This is a genomic window from Vibrio hannami (genome assembly GCF_029589055.1).
GTDB lineage: Bacteria > Pseudomonadota > Gammaproteobacteria > Enterobacterales > Vibrionaceae > Vibrio > Vibrio hannami.
In genome coordinates this window covers 812,984-828,743 of record NZ_JARQZP010000007.1, presented here as the reverse complement: position 1 = coordinate 828,743, position 15,760 = coordinate 812,984, and the positions used below count along the sequence as shown (strand labels likewise).

16 protein-coding genes are annotated in these 15,760 nt (G+C 44.0%); 7 read left to right on the top strand and 9 right to left on the bottom strand.

Going from position 1 to position 15,760, the window contains the following annotated elements:
• Entirely contained in the window at positions 1 to 762 is a 762-nt protein-coding gene (locus tag P7F88_RS18235) for an alpha/beta fold hydrolase (protein ID WP_277827042.1), read from the top strand.
• Positions 763 to 853: 91 nt separating this feature from the next.
• Here P7F88_RS18235 and P7F88_RS18230 read toward each other — a convergent pair whose 3' ends face one another.
• Positions 854 to 1,456, bottom strand: a complete 603-nt coding sequence (locus P7F88_RS18230) for a LysE family translocator (protein ID WP_277827040.1) — start codon at positions 1,454 to 1,456, stop codon at positions 854 to 856.
• Positions 1,457 to 1,595: 139 nt separating this feature from the next.
• Between P7F88_RS18230 and P7F88_RS18225 the strand changes: the two genes are divergently transcribed.
• Positions 1,596 to 2,078 (top strand): Lrp/AsnC family transcriptional regulator, encoded by a 483-nt coding sequence (locus P7F88_RS18225; RefSeq protein WP_277827038.1) that lies wholly within the window; start codon positions 1,596 to 1,598, stop codon positions 2,076 to 2,078.
• Positions 2,079 to 2,139: 61 nt separating this feature from the next.
• Here the strand turns inward: P7F88_RS18225 and P7F88_RS18220 are convergent, their stop codons facing one another.
• From P7F88_RS18220 to mak, 3 genes are all read right to left on the bottom strand, one after another.
• The gene (locus tag P7F88_RS18220; protein WP_277827036.1) at positions 2,140 to 2,478 is read right to left on the bottom strand and encodes a HopJ type III effector protein; all 339 of its coding nucleotides are present in this window, start codon (positions 2,476 to 2,478) and stop codon (positions 2,140 to 2,142) included.
• A 63-nt stretch (positions 2,479 to 2,541) separates the two neighbouring features.
• A complete protein-coding gene (locus tag P7F88_RS18215) occupies positions 2,542 to 3,459 on the bottom strand; it encodes an AEC family transporter (protein WP_277827034.1) in 918 nt (305 codons plus the stop codon).
• A 43-nt stretch (positions 3,460 to 3,502) separates the two neighbouring features.
• Positions 3,503 to 4,414, bottom strand: a complete 912-nt coding sequence (mak, locus tag P7F88_RS18210; protein ID WP_277827033.1) for a fructokinase — start codon at positions 4,412 to 4,414, stop codon at positions 3,503 to 3,505.
• 175 nt (positions 4,415 to 4,589) lie between these two features.
• Here mak and P7F88_RS18205 point away from each other — a divergent pair, with 175 nt between their 5' ends.
• Positions 4,590 to 5,585 carry a 1-aminocyclopropane-1-carboxylate deaminase/D-cysteine desulfhydrase gene (locus P7F88_RS18205; protein WP_277827031.1) on the top strand — a complete coding sequence of 332 codons (996 nt, stop codon included), beginning with the start codon at positions 4,590 to 4,592 and terminating at the stop codon, positions 5,583 to 5,585.
• On the opposite strand, the gene P7F88_RS18200 is transcribed toward P7F88_RS18205, so the two are convergent.
• A complete protein-coding gene (locus tag P7F88_RS18200; protein WP_277827029.1) occupies positions 5,565 to 6,461 on the bottom strand; it encodes an AraC family transcriptional regulator in 897 nt (298 codons plus the stop codon). The two genes, P7F88_RS18205 and P7F88_RS18200, sit on opposite strands and share 21 nt — an antisense overlap.
• Positions 6,462 to 6,564: 103 nt before the next feature.
• Here P7F88_RS18200 and P7F88_RS18195 point away from each other — a divergent pair, with 103 nt between their 5' ends.
• Complete coding sequence (locus P7F88_RS18195) at positions 6,565 to 7,719, top strand: aminotransferase-like domain-containing protein (RefSeq protein ID WP_277827028.1); 1,155 nt, start codon at positions 6,565 to 6,567, stop codon at positions 7,717 to 7,719.
• Between the two features lie 11 nt (positions 7,720 to 7,730).
• Here P7F88_RS18195 and P7F88_RS18190 read toward each other — a convergent pair whose 3' ends face one another.
• On the bottom strand, positions 7,731 to 8,708 hold the full coding sequence (locus P7F88_RS18190; RefSeq protein ID WP_277827026.1) for an alpha/beta hydrolase: 978 nt from the start codon (positions 8,706 to 8,708) through the stop codon (positions 7,731 to 7,733).
• A 146-nt stretch (positions 8,709 to 8,854) separates the two neighbouring features.
• On the opposite strand from P7F88_RS18190, the gene P7F88_RS18185 reads away from it, so the two are divergent.
• Positions 8,855 to 9,247: a ribosome recycling factor family protein gene (locus P7F88_RS18185; protein WP_277827024.1), complete on the top strand. Its 393-nt coding sequence runs from the start codon at positions 8,855 to 8,857 to the stop codon at positions 9,245 to 9,247.
• 143 nt (positions 9,248 to 9,390) lie between these two features.
• Here the strand turns inward: P7F88_RS18185 and P7F88_RS18180 are convergent, their stop codons facing one another.
• A complete protein-coding gene (locus tag P7F88_RS18180; protein WP_277827022.1) occupies positions 9,391 to 9,996 on the bottom strand; it encodes a substrate-binding periplasmic protein in 606 nt (201 codons plus the stop codon).
• A gap of 24 nt (positions 9,997 to 10,020) precedes the next feature.
• Positions 10,021 to 11,052: an AmmeMemoRadiSam system radical SAM enzyme gene (gene amrS, locus P7F88_RS18175; protein ID WP_277827020.1), complete on the bottom strand. Its 1,032-nt coding sequence runs from the start codon at positions 11,050 to 11,052 to the stop codon at positions 10,021 to 10,023.
• Positions 11,053 to 11,131: 79 nt separating this feature from the next.
• Here amrS and amrB point away from each other — a divergent pair, with 79 nt between their 5' ends.
• Both amrB and amrA read left to right on the top strand, forming a co-directional pair.
• Complete coding sequence (gene amrB / locus P7F88_RS18170; protein WP_277827018.1) at positions 11,132 to 11,926, top strand: AmmeMemoRadiSam system protein B; 795 nt, start codon at positions 11,132 to 11,134, stop codon at positions 11,924 to 11,926.
• Entirely contained in the window at positions 11,898 to 12,491 is a 594-nt protein-coding gene (gene amrA, locus P7F88_RS18165) for an AmmeMemoRadiSam system protein A (protein WP_277827016.1), read from the top strand. Before amrB ends, amrA begins: the two co-directional genes overlap by 29 nt.
• Before the next feature lie 42 nt (positions 12,492 to 12,533).
• Here the strand turns inward: amrA and P7F88_RS18160 are convergent, their stop codons facing one another.
• A complete protein-coding gene (locus P7F88_RS18160) occupies positions 12,534 to 15,677 on the bottom strand; it encodes a DUF748 domain-containing protein (RefSeq protein WP_277827014.1) in 3,144 nt (1,047 codons plus the stop codon).
• Positions 15,678 to 15,760: the final 83 nt, after the last annotated feature.

Genomic DNA, 15,760 nt, shown 5'->3' with positions numbered 1-15,760 from the left:
ATGAAAAAAATAGTATCCATATTTGTCACCTCGATGGTTTTGTTGATAGCTGGTTGTTCGACCTCTGTTACCGAGCCAAAACAGTATCAACCGAATGATCAAGTGGTTGTTCTGGCGCATGGCCTTGGTCGCAGCGACTTTGCTATGTGGCGTTTTACCCAGCGATTAGAAAACGCGGGATATATTGTCTGTACTCTGAACTATTCCAGTATCGGGGAAAGCGTAGATTCCGTACTTACGTCAACCTCCGCACAAATGGACTTATGTACCGATTCTGCCCCTAAGATACATTTTGTAGGTCACTCTCTTGGTGGACTAGTTGTTCGCTCTTACTTGCAAAATCATGAGGATTTCATTGGTAGCGATCGCCTTGGCGAAGTCGTTTTAATGGGTACACCAAACAAAGGCAGTGAAGTTGCCGATCATTATATCGACTCATGGCTAATGGAAGTTGGTGGTGAAATCAGTCAAGCGTTGGTGACTGGTGAAAACAGCCTGGGCAATCAATTAAAAGAGTTAGATATTAACATTGGTGTTATCGCAGGAACAAAAGGCACAAGTTTAACCAATAGTTATTTCAATGGACCGAATGATGGGCTGGTGTCTGTAGAGTCGACTAAATTAAGCAACATGAGCGATTTCGTCGAAATTGAAGTCGGACATTCCAATATGCGTTACAACGAAGAAGTGGCTAAACAAGCTATCTACTTTTTGCAACATGGCAGGTTTGATCACATTCAAGACTTAGCTCAGCACCATTAAGTTTGGTTATATACTCAGAATCAGAGATAAATGGGGCCCACTACAAAATACTAACTCGTTGTGGAAAACACAGCTTTTCTTCATCTTTAACTTAGCTAGTTTGAGTTAACATAAACACCACGGTCATGGCCAGAGTAGCGCCAAGGCAACGATTGACAACAACCATCTGGTTTGGTGAATGCAGCAGTCGCTTCAATAATGAGCCAAAGTAAGCCCATATTGTCGTACTTAGCGTAGTGACCAATAAAAAAGCAGTAATGATTGTGACCACCTGAACCAGGTAGTTTCCTGAAGCTTCTACAAACTGTGAGAACACCGTCATCGCCGCAATCCAGGCTTTAGGGTTCAGCACCTGAATAAGTGTGCCCGATATAAATCCAGCAGAAGACTCGGAAGTTGTCTCTTCCTCCATTTTGAATGTGAATATCCCCCAGGCAATATAAAGAAGATACAACGCCCCTAAGTACTTAATTGCACTGTATAGCTCGGGGACCGAGGTTAATATACTCATTAACCCTGCGCTTGTTCCCGCAAAAACAATCAGCACACCAAAGGTGGTACCAGCAACAAACGGTAACGCTGCCGAAAAGCCAAATCGGTTAGATATACCCAGCAGTGTGAGGTTGCCAGCCCCAGGGGTAATCGTCATGGATACAGCAAAAAACAGAAAAGCAACGATAACCTGAGCACTCATAAATAATTCCTCCACCAAAATGCAATAAACATTCAGTTATTGATTGAAAACAGAAATAGTTTATTAAACTAGCTAGGAATAAATTTGCTTTATGCGTTATGATTTAACTAATTTAAGGCAGATAATTTCCACAATAAACATGAAGAAGAAAGAAAACCCTCAAGATCTACTAGACGGCACAGATCTATCAATGCTGCGGTTTATTCAAAGTGACGGACGAATAAGTAATAGTAAGCTATCAGAAAAGGTAAATTTGAGTGAAACACCATGCTGGAGGCGATGGAAAAGGCTGGAAGAAGATGATTATATCTCTGAATATACCGCTGTACTAAACCGCAAGAAGTTGGGCTTTAGCATGGTCGGATTCACCCTTGTCTCTTTAGGTAGCCACGAAATAGAGAATACCGACTATTTTGAAGAATTTGTTTCTTCAACCGATTGGATTCCGCTTTGTCACTGTATTGCCGGCGGTGCAGATTACATTGTTCAGGTGATCGCACGCGATCTGGACGAGTATTATGATCGAATCAGCCAGTTAAGGCGCGTAAAAGGAGTAAGTGCCTTGCACTCTAATATTTCAGTAAAGGAAGTGAAAAATAGCCAGATGATTCCCTTGGATTAAGTTCGTATTTTTCGCCAACTGATTTTCCTAACCAGTTGGCACTTTGATTTCGCTTTTTCCATTACTTTACTGTTAACGCAGTACCATCGAAGCGAATGCCTGCCCAACCGTGTTTGATAAAGTTGCGAATATTGGCGTGATCGCTGCCATCCGGGTTCTTTAACACATCGTCACGGTAGTACTGACCAAAACATGCCAGAGTTGATGATTCATCTAATCCTTGTAATTTGGCAAACGCAAAAATCTTGCAAGAACCATTATTTTGTCCTGCTTGATTTTCAGTTTCTCCGTTTACAAAGCTTACCGGGTTAAAGTCGTAATGCTCGTCAATAACTTGCATCGTCTGTTCGAACATTACTTCATTGGGCTTTGAAGCCAGTAACTCCAGGAAATTTTCCATTTTACATTCTCCCTCTATTTTTTGAGCCAGTACTATATCTCAAGTGGCCTCAAGATACAGGGTTCAGAGCTGCATTAGAGCAACCGATAATGGTATAGCGAACACTGAAAGAACGGTTTGCAATGAGATAATAGACGCGATTAAAGGCGCATCGCCACCCATCTGCTTAGCTAGCGAATAGCTTGCTGGGGAAGTTGGTGCAATAGAAAATATCACAGCTATCATTGTCAGATTTTCAGATAGCCCAAGATATAGTGCTGCAAGATACGTCATGCCCGGGAACACAACCATTTTAGATACACAAGATATAATACATGGCACAGCTTGATTACGTAGCCCTCTAAACTGTAACCCCGCACCAATACACAATAGGACGATAGGCAACGCTGCCCTGCCTAGAACTCCTGTCAGCTCATAAAATACCGGGTCCCGACTCCACCCGGCAAAGTTGATTAACAAGCCGAGTGCTATCGCAACGATTATTGGATTCTTTACAAGTTCAAGAAACGCCCTTTTGTATGTCCTGCCGTTTTCATTCAACAAAACCGACATAGAAACAACCATGACAATATTTGAAATGGGAACAAGTATCGCGGTAGCAATAATGCCAATTGCCGTTCCATCCGCGCCATAAAGCTGTGCTACAACCGCAAGTGCGATAAATGTATTGTGGCGTCCTGCTCCTTGCATAACAGAGGTAAGAATGGAGGCAGGCTGCTTGAGCACCTTACCTAGAAACAAGGAAAATAGTACGGCTACAAAAAATCCAAACAGTATCGAAGCTGAGAACTCTGGTAGGCTGACACTGGAAAAATCAATCGTCGATATTGAGTAAAACAAAAGGCTTGGAAATAGCATCCAATAATTGATTTTATTTAGGCTCGTCCAGCTTTGGAGATCCTGGACAAAATTCAACTGAATTATTTTTCCAAGGACAATCACCAGAAATATGGGCACAACAACAAAGAACAGATCTATCATGCCCACCTCATAATCTGGTTTTTGCTAGGTTTAAACTCCGGACCTACGATAGTTGCGGCCACAACCAGGCGGCACCTCTTACGCCACTAGAATCTCCATGAACAGCTGGCTTTATTTCAGTAAAGCACTCGCCACCAAACACATACTCCGGAAGTAGCTTCGGAATGTTTTCGTAAAGGCGCTCGATATTACATACACCACCAGCTAGCACAACGACATCCGGATCCAATACATTGATAACCCCAGCCATAGATTTAGCAAGGCGACGCTCATAGGCTTCCAGAGAAATATTCGCTATCTCATCACCAGCCAACGCAAGTTCAGAAATCTCTCTCCCTGTTAACTTTCTGCCAGTTCGTCGCTCATAGTCCGCACATAACCCTGTTCCGGAAACAAACTGCTCTATACAACCATGCTGCCCACAATAACAAGGCGTTGCGTCCGAGAACTCCCGCTCTTCTTTGTTTTGCCAGGGCATGTTGTTGTGTCCCCATTCACCGCCAATACCGTTACCACCAGCATGAGGCTTTCCATCAATAACGACTCCAGCTCCAGCTCCGGTTCCAAGAATTAGGGCAAGAACAACATGTTTACCCGCTCCCGCTCCATCGGTTGCTTCGGAAACCGCCATACAGTTTGCATCGTTAGCTACTCGTACTTCTCTTGCAAGCATGTCAGAAAGATCTTTATCAAGCGGTTGCCCGTTTAACCAGGTTGAATTGGCATTTTTAACTTTACCTGTATAAGGAGAGATTGTCCCTGGGATACCAATACCCACGGTTCCTGTTTCACCAGTTGCTTTTTCGGCATCCTCCACCAGCCCTTTAATGGCGTTTAAAGTCCCTTCGTAAGTGCCTCTCGGAGTCGGTACTCGTTTACGAAATAGCTCCTCGCCCCTGTCTGATAGCGCTATTACTTCAATTTTAGTACCACCTAAATCAATTCCTATACGCATGGCCTCTCCAACTATATTATTGATTTCGTTTCACCTATCTTGTCTTAGATACAAACTGGTTTCTGTGCGATTTATCTCGCTAGGAAAATCCTATCTAGAATGTCTTCTAATTCTTCTATTTTCTGCTAGAATCTCCCACCTTTTTCTATAAACAGAATAAATAATAGCTATTGCTATGAAACTCTCAGACAGCCCAATAACAACGCATTGTTTTGATGGGCACCCTTTTTACCTGAAACGTGATGACTTGCTGCATTCACAATTCTCAGGGAACAAAGCTCGTAAATTTCTGTCACTTCTGAATGGTGATTTTCCTGAAGTTCACACCTTAATTGGCTACGGTTCAGCGCAAGCTAACTCTCTCTACTCTTTGTCTGTGCTGTGCGCTTGTCGAGGATGGAAGCTTAAGTTTTACGTCGACCATATCCCCAGCTTTATTACAGATCGCCCGATGGGCAATTATCGCGGTGCAGTCGAAATGGGCGCAGAGGTCATCGACCTATCTCTGGTAGAGAATCGGGAAGGAAGGCATCCCGCACAATATATTCAGGACACATACGCAGAAGAACAAGGGTGTATGATCATTCCTGAAGGCGGCAGAAGCCCGCTTGCAGAAGAGGGAGTGAAGCTTCTGGCGGATGAAATCATTAGCTGGAAGATGATGGAACGCATGGAAAACCTGACTGTAGCGCTTCCATCGGGCACAGGAACCACCGCGTTATATCTTCAGAAACACCTCCACACTCACGGTATAGAAGTGCTTACCTGCGCCTGCGTCGGAGGGGAAGAGTATCTTCAAGAACAGTTTGCTGAACTTGATCCGGACGTACCTCAGCCCACAGTTTTGGGCGCAGATATAAAGCATCACTTTGGCCGCCTTGAACAAGAGAACTATAAGGTGTGGCAAGAGCTGGAGCGACAAACACATGTGGAGTTCGAATTGCTTTACGACCCCTTTATGTGGCGCTGCCTGAAACAGTGGTTTCCTGAAAATAAAGGCCAAAACCTGTTGTATATCCATCAAGGCGGCACCATGGGTAACGAAACTATGCTTCCGCGTTACCAGAGGCTTTATGATGGTGGCAGCATCAAAACCGATAAGCCGCGCTCAAAGCGAGTCTGCGGCGGCACAAGCTCCTCAGGCTTCCGATCAATAAAAGCTGACTGGTAGGTAAAACTCCAGCTCAAACCTCTCGTCTGAAGCGATAAAGTGATTTTTTAGATAGTGCACATAAGCCGGTGTTGAGCCCATTTTGAAGCCGGATTCAGGTAACCATCTTTCTTGAATCCGGCTAATTTTAGGTAGCAGTTCGCCATATTTCCCTTGCAGGTTGAAACAGGCATATAAGCCACCCGGAATGGTCAGCTGATTCACAATCCCACGCTGCTTTAATGGTTTATCTATCTCAATACATGCCACATAGCGACATTTATCCAACTCAACCCACGCTGGGTTAGAGTGGTGCAACCCAAACTGCCCTTTAAATTCCCGCTCTTCACTGCCTGCCCACGCTTTGAGTAATAGCCACGCATTTTTTATTGAACGGTTATAACCAAGGTGACGAACATAGGCGACCTGCCGGGGTAGCACTTCCTGTATCTGAGGCTGAGGAATCTCCCAATTAGATAACCTTTCGTAACTCGCCGCTATCTCCGGGTCGCTAAGATAAGGTTTTTCATCACTTTGAAGACCAGTGTGCCGCCACTCTCCCGGAGACATATCGAAAGCACTTTTAAACGCTCTGCTAAACGAAGACACCGAGCTAAATCCTGATTTATTGGCAACATCCAATACCGTTGCATTCATATCAAACGTCAACTGATTGGCTGCGTATTCCATGCGTGTTCTCCGTATATATTGGTGAACCGACTCCCCTACCACTGATTTGAAGGTACGGTGAAAATGCTGCTCAGAATAAGCAGCAATATCTGCCAACTTGGCCGCCGGGAGATCCCGACTTATATCCTGATGAATATAGAACAGAACATCATTGATGCGAGATATCTGTTGAGTGTGAGATTGAGTTGATGACATAGCAAATAGCATAAATAGACACATCAACAAGCATAAATGGACATGATAATCTTCTCAACTCCTTTTATGATGCTCCAACACTAAAAATCAATTCGCTTGCTTGTGGAACTTACCAATGGAAATCGCTAAATCACTTCAACAAATTCAATCCTCTTATATCCGTGAAATCCTTGATGCAGCAAGCGATCCTAACGTTATCTCTCTGGCAGGTGGACTACCTGATGCAGATACGTTCCCGATTTCGCTGATGAAAGATACCCTGACAGGGTTAGCTGATACACCAGAGGTGTTTCAGTACAGCAATACTGCAGGGTATACACCTCTGCTGAATTACTTAACCGACTACTTTGAGCTTGCTGATTCTCAGCAAGTAATGGTAACCACAGGCTCACAACAAGGCTTAGACCTTATCGCCCGAGCTTTTATTAATCCCGGTGACAAAGTGGTGATGGAAGCACCTAGCTACCTTGGTGCAATGCAGGTATTTGGGTTGGTTCAGGCAGATATCATAACCGTGCCGCAAAATGAGTCTGGGCCTGACCTGGATAAATTGGAAAGCTGCTTCGCGGCAGAAAAACCCAAACTGTTTTACACGGTACCCGATTTCCACAACCCGACTGGTGTTTGCTGGTCTCTGGAAGTACGTCAGCAAGTTGCAGAACTATGTAAGAAGTACAATGTTGCACTGGTGGAAGACGCACCATATCGAGATTTACGATTCACCGGTAAAGCTCTGCCATTGGTTTCCAGCTTCTGCCCAGAACACTCCATCGTTCTTCGCTCTTTCTCGAAGATTGCCTCTCCGGGTTTAAGAATGGGTGTAGTGACGGGTAAAGCTGCTTATCTCGAACCAATGATTAAGGTGAAGCAAGGCGCAGACCTGCACTCTAGCGTTCCTATGCAGGCACTTTTACTTGGCCTGCTTAAGAACAAAGATTTCCCACAACACATCGAGACTATCAGAGCGCTATATAAAGCAAGATGCCAGAAACTTATCGATGAGTTAACTACTCACCTTCCGCAAGAGTGTGGTGTTAACTCAGTAGAAGGCGGCATGTTTATCTGGGTGACTATCCCAGAGTGCGATACCTTTGACCTCGCAAAAGCACTACTTGCTAAAGGCGTGGCAGTTGTTCCGAGTGATGTGTTCTACCCTGCATCTGCCGATAAACAGGCGGCGCTACGACTGAATTTCAGCAACGCTACCGAGAGTGAGCTTGAAGTTGCGGTTGATAGACTAGCTAAAGTACTGAAGACTTATTTTCGTTAAAAATAGCTAAATCAATCTACTGTTAACCGGTCGCTCCGCTCTCCCGGAACACGACCGGTATCTATCGCTTTAACCATATGCGCGATAATTGGACTCACATTACCGTCTGAGTCTGTCAGAAAGTATGAATGCCCTTTTGGGCTATCGAAGCGGTTGTTGAAGTCATCACAATCCACTTCGTATACCTTCTTCGGTAATCTGCTTAAATCTTCAGGGCCTGTCATCCCCATTCTACGGGACATGGTTTTCATTCTTAACGTATTAGCCACTTTTGAAGCCGGCATGGCAAGATCGTCGTTAGCGTAATAGACAACAATATTTCGCCCGGAATCAACGATATACTGACCAGCCTCTCCTTTTTCCAAAGTTTCGTTTTCAACATCAGCCGCAATCATAAACACGTTACGAAATAGCTGAGGCATGTTTCCATTGGAGTAGTCTTGCGCCCATTTCTGTAACGCGTTTTTCAGCACTCTGTTACCCATCGAATGCGCCAGTATATTGATACGTTTAACGCAAAGCTCTTTCGTCTGAGCCTCGGCCTGACGCCAGGTGTCAAACTTACCCAGCAACCTTGAAAACGCCAGTCCACTGCCATCGGCTGCATCCTGATCATCGTAATAATCATCAGCTAAATGGATTGGGCTATCATCGTCACATGGCCAGATAAGAGGAATCACTTTTACCAGGGTATTGCCATCCGACTGTTCGTTAATTAACTTCTGCAATTGCGCCGCGTTGCCGAAGATATCCGGCTCCATATTGTTATTAAAGCCGTGCAGATAAAACAGAATTTGAGTTTCGTTCGATAGTGACTTTAACTGACTAAAGAAGGCATCTTGTTTTATCTCCTTGTATTCATCTTTTCCTGTCCGTTCACAGAAATAAAGATAGGCTGAAGGACTGGTATTGTCGTAATTAAAACTGATTCGCCTGTTCACTTTGGATCTGGCCGACTGCACAGGTACACGGTTAGTGATAAAAAGCATTATTTTTCTCCTTATCTAGCATTCGAATTTTTTAACGCTAGACTAAGGAGCTTCGTGTTTTACGATGAATGACTTTTTCAGTTCTCGGTCTCATTTTGACCATAGTGTAAAATCTAAGGTTTAGTTTTAGGAGCAAGCCATTAAAGATGTCAGATAAGGCGATAACCATAGCCCTTCCTTCTCTTATTCATCGAATCGGTGGTGAACAAGCGAAACGAGCTCGTAGCCTGGCTGAAAACTATCACTGCAAACTATCTCGAGTTCGCCGATCCCGCAACTGGCAAATAACAGGGCTAGCGATAAAACAATCTGAGTTTTGCGAGCACATCAAATCAACTGAGCCAGAAACAATGGCATTTTTGGTTCGTAAACTGGAAGAAGGATTAGAAAGACATAAGGACAAACTAGAACCTAAAGAAGAACGCTTGAGACGTATTATTACAGAGAACCCGAACATCACCCTCAATGAGCTGATGGCAATGACCAACTGTTCGATAAGCGAAACGAGGAAAGCACGCTTTGACAATGAAACCTACTAAACGTCACCACGGATGCTCATATTTATCAATGATCGCCTGAATTATACTTTTTGTTTCAGTTCTAGTTGAAGCAGCAACCAGAGCCGCTATGATGCTCTCGTCTGCTTTCTTTTTAGAAAAGACCAGATGCAATTCCAACTGCCTCATAAGAAGGGGGCGCTAAGATCATTCCATGTATAGCCCAGTTCCTTTAATGAATAATTGAAGGTATATTTTGCAGCAACCATTGCGTCAATTCGATCATGCATCAGCATTTGAATCATATGTGTGTATTGGTCACCTTCTACATTTATAACATCAAGATTTTCTAAAATTTTCTCGGAAATACGCGAACTCCGAAGGTAACCAACCCGCTTGCCAGTAAGGTCCTCCACGTTATTCAGCTCAGTACCTCGTTTACCAACAATGATAAAATCTACGTTTTGAAGATGAACCAGAGGGATAGCCACCTTGGTTACTTTGTCATTGGGTACCAGCAAAGCTAAATCTACTTTCCCAACCTCTAGATTATGCAGGATACGTGGATACGGCATGATTACATTTTTGACCTGTATGTTGGCGGCCTGAGCAACAGTATTTGTGATTTCTACAGATGAACCTTGAGCTGTTCCATCTTCGCCCCAAAAGCCTCTTTGGCTAACCTCAACAGCAGCCACAACAATATCTTTCGCAAAAGCGGATCCGTTTGTGATGAACACAAGTGCTAACATCCAGATAGTCACAAACTTTGAGTGTTTGAATTTACCCATAAGCGATTCCTTTTTCTGCTTTGGTTAATTATAGACGCCAGCAATTGGATAGCGACAATATGGACACTTTCCCCCACTAAAGATTTTATTTTGACGCACGAGATGCCAGGCTCGCTCGATCAACCGACGATTACAGGAAGGACAAAACGTACTTTCTGAATCCGGATCTATTGCATTACCAATGTACACATAATTCATACCTTGTTTTATGGCTATGTCTCTCGCTCTGAGCAAGGTTGAAAGCGGCGTTCTGGGGATGTCTATTATCTTAAAATCCGGATGGTAGGCACTAAAGTGAAGCGGTGTATCGTAGCCAAGGTTGTCTACAATCCATTGGCACATTTCTTCCAGCTCATTATTTGAATCATTTTCTCCAGGAATAAGCAAAGTGGTGATCTCAAACCACACATCGGTTTCGTGTTTTAGATAAAGCAAGGTGTCTAAAACCGGAGCAAGGTGACCGCTGCATAGCTTACGATAGAAACGCTCAGTAAATGCTTTAAGGTCGATATTTGCTGCGTTCATATGCCTGAAAAAATCGACTCTTGGTTTATCGCATATATACCCGGCGCTGACAGCCACACTCTTAACGCCCTTCTCGTGGCAGGCAATGGCTGTATCGACAGCATATTCCATAAAAATCACAGGGTCGTTGTATGTAAAAGCAACGCTCTTGCATTCTTCATAAACCGCAATGTTCGCTATCTGCTCTGGGCTGGCCTCCATTGAAATTGTGTCCATCTTACGCGATTTACTGATATTCCAGTTCTGGCAAAACTTGCATCCAAGATTGCAACCTGCCGTTCCAAAGGACAATACACGGCTACCAGGATAAAAATGGTTTAACGGCTTTTTCTCGATAGGATCAACAGCAAAACCACTACTTCTGCCATAACTGGTCAGCACAATTTCACCATCAACCGCCTGGCGAACAAAACAAGCGCCGCGCTTACCATCCCGCAGTGAACATTCACGGGGGCACAGGTCACAAACCACTCTGTCGTCATCTAACTTATGCCAGTATTTGGTTTTAACCGTACTGTTGATGAAAGTCATATTACACAACCTCATTCACTGATCGCTTCTATACTATATTCAAGTGACCTCAAACCCTGTACTAAATATAGGCAGAGATATGACGACCCGATACCCGGCTGTAGCTGGCCGTTTCTATGATGATTCGGCTCAGGATCTGAAATCACAGATCGAACAATGGTTAGATGAAGCCACGCTTTCGCCTGAACAAAGCAATAATCTTAAAGCGCTTATTGTGCCTCATGCCGGGTATATCTATTCAGGCTCAACGGCTGCAAAGGCCTATAAACAACTCTCACAAATCAGTGACAAAATTAAGCGTGTTGTTCTTATCGGGCCGAGCCATTACTACAGTTTTGACGGATGCGTAATCCCTGAAGCAGATATTTTCACCTCCCCTTTAGGAGAAATTACCCTCGATACCGATGGAATGAACCTACTCCTGAACTCAGAGCATGTAACAGCCAGCGATGAAGCTCACTCTCCGGAGCACTGCCTCGAAGTCCAGCTCCCTTTTTTGCAAACCAGCCTGAATGACATAAAGCTTCTCCCAATCCTAACGGGCTATATTACTCCTGAAGTATTGGCGTCCTTATTAGAACCATTATGGCAAGATGAACAAACCATATTTGTAATCAGCAGCGACTTAAGTCATTTTCATCCATACAGCAACGCTCAGGATATCGATAAAGAAAGTTGTTCTCATATAGAATCACTTCAACCCGACCTGACACCGGAAATGGCCTGTGGTTGCACAGCGATTAACACGCTTCTGGTGCTTGCTCAAAAAAGTGGCTGTAGTTTGCACAAGTTGGAACTCATTAACTCTGGCGACACCGCCGGAAACAAATCAAGAGTGGTTGGCTATGTCAGTTACACTGTTACCTCACCTTAATAACAAAGAATTGAACATCCTTCTGGACATCGCGAGAACTGCAATTCAGGAATATATAGCAAATAAAGAAGCATCCAGACCTGCTCCTACCGAACTTCCCGACAAACTGCGGGAACCAGCAGGCTGTTTCGTTACTCTTGAGGTCAATGGAGAGCTACAAGGCTGCCTTGGTTCTATCTATCCTTCCTCATACCACTCACTGGCAGAGGAGGTTGCGCGGAAAGCTCGTTCCAGCTGTTTTGAAGATACTCGATTCCCACCGCTGGAAAGCCAACAGTTGAATGCGTTAACAATAGAGGTTTCGGTATTATCCATTCCTAAGCAACAGCACTTTTCCTCTCAAGCAGAACTTGAATATTTTCTCGCAAACAACAAATGCGGCTTAATTTTTTCCGAAAAGTATAGGCGTTCTGTCTTTCTTCCTCAGGTATGGGATAAGTTGCCAAATCCAAAAGAGTTTATCCGTCACCTAAAACTCAAAGGTGGCTGGAAGTCAGACTATTGGTCAGAAGAGTTAAAAGTAGAAACCTTTGTTGTAAGTTCTGTAGAAGGGAAATATAGGTAGGCGAACTAATGTTCGCCTGCCACCTGGATCTTTCGGATACCTTTACTCCATTTCAATCGTCATAAGCGCCTTTCTTTCCTCGGTTTTGAGTTTCGCTTTGCTATCCAGAATATAAACCCTTCCCGGATTAATCTCTTTTTCTACCAGGTAGGCCTTGACCGATTTAGCCCTGGACTGAGCTAAGTTACCAAGATCATTGGTACTGATGTCCTGAGCGGTCAACAGCTGGTTATATATGCTGATATGCAGAGCCTGATTTAGCTCCTCAGGTGTAATTTCAGCGTCTTCACTTTGCTTCTGTTCCTTCAGGTAATTAACCATTTTCTCTCTTTCTTCAGAAAGATCGTTACTTAGCTCCTGAGTAAACAGAGCTTCTAAAGCCTGAGTCAGTTCTGGATAGTCAGAGATCCGGCTGGCACTCAAGTCAGACGGCAACTGTTCGACACCACTGAGCTTTTGTAGTTTGGAATGGAACTGCTGCTCTGCCAGGCTCTTGGAGTCTTCGGCAGCTAAAACAGAGCCTTCAACACTGATGTTTAAACCTGGGCGGGCAACCAGCGCTTCAGCCAGTTTATCCAATCGGCTTTGAGCAGCAGAATCCAGACTGTCAGTTCCAGCTTCAAAATCGACAAAATCCAGGTCTTCATCACTGCCAACCAGATCGGCAAGCAATGAGAATGGCGCTGTTATCGCTTTGGTTATGATATTGCCAAGCACTGTCATAATGGCACCACCAAAGCTGAAGTCCGGGCTATCAACATCACCTGAAACACCAAACCCAAGGTCAATAACGCCATCACTGTCCTTCAATAGGCTAACTGCAAGGCTAACAGGTAAGCTTGTTGCTAAATCAGACTCACTTCGCTTGCCCAAAGTAAGTTGGTCAACAACAACATGGTTTTTCCCTTCAAGTATGTTGTTTTCCAACTTGTAATTTACCGTAAGAGAGAGCAAACCTTTATCTATGTAGTAACCCGCGTAAGTGCCAGAGTATGTATTCACAGAAGTCAACTCCGCACTATCTACTTTAAAATCGAGATCCAGATACGGTGGAACAGCTAGCGGATTGACTTCACCCTCTAATTTCACAGGTGCATACTTGTCTATTTTACCCTGAATATCGACCTTGGCTCTGGCTGCTGGGTTAGACGAAATATTACTAATCTCACCATTCATGAGTTCAATACCGGAGGCGAAATTAGGTGTTAATGAATAGTCCGCAAAAAAGGCTGAACCATCTTTGATAATGATTTTTCGAACATCCAGTGCCATCGCATCTGGGTCAGATATAGAGTTACTTGCCTTCTGTGCGCCTTTACTTTTAGGTACTGATTCTTTGCTCGCCGCAGGCTCACCAGCCTGTTCGTTGTTTTCGGTTAGATCTCCAACATTAGTTTTCTGATCTTTGGTAATAATGACCTTTGAGAAGAGCTCATCAAACAAAATAGTGTTTATCTTTAATGCGTTTTTAGATCTACTAAAATCAATTGAGTCAACCGACACCTTTTTCCACTGAACCAGCGGTTCTTTCTCCAGTTCATCTCTGATCAGAAAACTATCGACTGTACTTTGTCCCTTAAAATCAAGTTTCCCTTCAGAGTCAGCCTGAACATTGCCGCTTACATCAAGTGTTCCTTTGTTAAGAATAATATTCAGGTGCGGATCGATATAACGCTGGAACTGCTTTAGCTGCAATTTAGACAGCTGCATCTCGCTGTCTACCGTCAGCGCTTTTCCATCGACCTTGCCTTTGCTGGAATACTTTCCCCGTGATTTTTCAGGCTGCTTTTTGTACGCAGATCCAATATCAAATCCCAACTGATAATCAATAGGAGCGCTTAAATCACTGACCAATGGTCCGGTACTCAAATCAAATCCAAATACGCGCCAGAAAACGCCATCACTTACCATTTTCTCCTTCAGGTTGATGTCAGCATTTTGCATTTCGAAAGCGTCAAGCGTTACTAACCAGGGTTGAGCGTCTTGGTCTGCAGCAGTTTCAGCGCCCGTCGCTGCTTCTTCACTACTCTTTTCTTTTGCCTCCGGTACAAAATATTTCTGTAAATCGACGCCAGCTTTATCGAGTACCGCATTCACCCATGGTTGCGCTAGTGTCAATGCCCCGATATCGACATAAGATTTTTCCGTACTTACCTTAATGTCGCTAAGAGTAAGGTTGGCAAGCTTCAATTTCGGGTCTTCTTTGTGGCTAAATGTCAGGTCAGACAACGAAAACTGTCCATCTTCAGTACTAATATTGATTTGTTCACCTTCTTGCTGAAGATGGTATTGAGAAGACAGGTTAATAACGCCACTTGTCAGCTCAGCGGCAACGACTTGTTCTGTCAGAGGCCAAAACGGTGCTAACTGTAGGTTAGCTAGTTCTATATCCCCAAGAACTTCGAGCGAGTAGAGCTGAAACTGTCCTTTGATATCAAGCTGGCTATTATCGATACCCGCCAGAGACAAAGAGTATTTGTTTGCTTCAGGAGAAAGCGTGGCTTTGTTTTGAGCACCGGTGTCAGGGATCTGAATAGAGAAGGCTTGTGTGTCCAGATTCGTAAGAGCAATATCTATACTCTGATAGCCTAAGTTTGCCCCAGTTATATGATCCTTTATACCGATTCGACCATCCTGCAATGTAATCTGGCGAGCCCGGAAAGCAAAAATGCCTTCGGATGTGTCTTCAGGCGTGACCTCTGTCTTCGGCTGTTCGCCCTCTACTTTCTGTGATGCTATATGTTCCGGAATATCACTAAAGTTAAAACGCACTCCATCATCACTACGAGACAAGCGAGCCAGATTAATATCAGGCTTTGTAACATAGAAGTACTCTAGAGTCGGTGTGAAGCTCAACGCACTTTCCCAGAAGTTAAACTCTGTTTTGATTTGTGCAATCGAAACAAAGTCGTCCTGACGTTCACTTGCACTCTCATTTTCAGCGACTGAGAGCTGATTTACCTCAAAACGCAGTAAGAAGGGATTAATTCTGACCTCACCAATAGTAACGTCGCGTCCGATAAGCTCTTTAATTTTGTCGGGGGCTTTCGCTTCAAGGATTGGCGGTAGCGCCAGGCCAATCAACGCAGCGTAGGTAAGGTAGCTCAGTATCAGATAGGTGGTGATTCTTACGGCTTTGTGAGTTGATTTGAAACGAGCGATGGCATTGGTCAGTATCGTTTTCATCCGTGACTCTTCTTCTGGTTGAGGTTCAGCAAAGATATTTTTTGAACTATATCCCTAATAAATAAAACATATCTTATCCATCA

Excerpts from the sequence above, each read along its gene's own strand:
- P7F88_RS18185 (WP_277827024.1), top strand. The coding sequence starts at position 8,855 with ATGTCAGATAAGGCGATAACCATAGCCCTTCCTTCTCTTATTCATCGA.
- P7F88_RS18200 (WP_277827029.1), bottom strand. The coding sequence starts at position 6,461 with ATGCTATTTGCTATGTCATCAACTCAATCTCACACTCAACAGATATCT.
- P7F88_RS18190 (WP_277827026.1), bottom strand. The coding sequence starts at position 8,708 with ATGCTTTTTATCACTAACCGTGTACCTGTGCAGTCGGCCAGATCCAAA.
- P7F88_RS18180 (WP_277827022.1), bottom strand. The coding sequence starts at position 9,996 with ATGGGTAAATTCAAACACTCAAAGTTTGTGACTATCTGGATGTTAGCA.
- P7F88_RS18195 (WP_277827028.1), top strand. The coding sequence starts at position 6,565 with ATGGAAATCGCTAAATCACTTCAACAAATTCAATCCTCTTATATCCGT.
- P7F88_RS18160 (WP_277827014.1), bottom strand. The coding sequence starts at position 15,677 with ATGAAAACGATACTGACCAATGCCATCGCTCGTTTCAAATCAACTCAC.
- P7F88_RS18220 (WP_277827036.1), bottom strand. The coding sequence starts at position 2,478 with ATGGAAAATTTCCTGGAGTTACTGGCTTCAAAGCCCAATGAAGTAATG.
- P7F88_RS18215 (WP_277827034.1), bottom strand. The coding sequence starts at position 3,459 with ATGATAGATCTGTTCTTTGTTGTTGTGCCCATATTTCTGGTGATTGTC.
- mak (WP_277827033.1), bottom strand. The coding sequence starts at position 4,414 with ATGCGTATAGGAATTGATTTAGGTGGTACTAAAATTGAAGTAATAGCG.
- P7F88_RS18235 (WP_277827042.1), top strand. The coding sequence starts at position 1 with ATGAAAAAAATAGTATCCATATTTGTCACCTCGATGGTTTTGTTGATA.
- amrS (WP_277827020.1), bottom strand. The coding sequence starts at position 11,052 with ATGACTTTCATCAACAGTACGGTTAAAACCAAATACTGGCATAAGTTA.
- P7F88_RS18205 (WP_277827031.1), top strand. The coding sequence starts at position 4,590 with ATGAAACTCTCAGACAGCCCAATAACAACGCATTGTTTTGATGGGCAC.
- amrA (WP_277827016.1), top strand. The coding sequence starts at position 11,898 with ATGTCAGTTACACTGTTACCTCACCTTAATAACAAAGAATTGAACATC.
- amrB (WP_277827018.1), top strand. The coding sequence starts at position 11,132 with ATGACGACCCGATACCCGGCTGTAGCTGGCCGTTTCTATGATGATTCG.
- P7F88_RS18230 (WP_277827040.1), bottom strand. The coding sequence starts at position 1,456 with ATGAGTGCTCAGGTTATCGTTGCTTTTCTGTTTTTTGCTGTATCCATG.
- P7F88_RS18225 (WP_277827038.1), top strand. The coding sequence starts at position 1,596 with ATGAAGAAGAAAGAAAACCCTCAAGATCTACTAGACGGCACAGATCTA.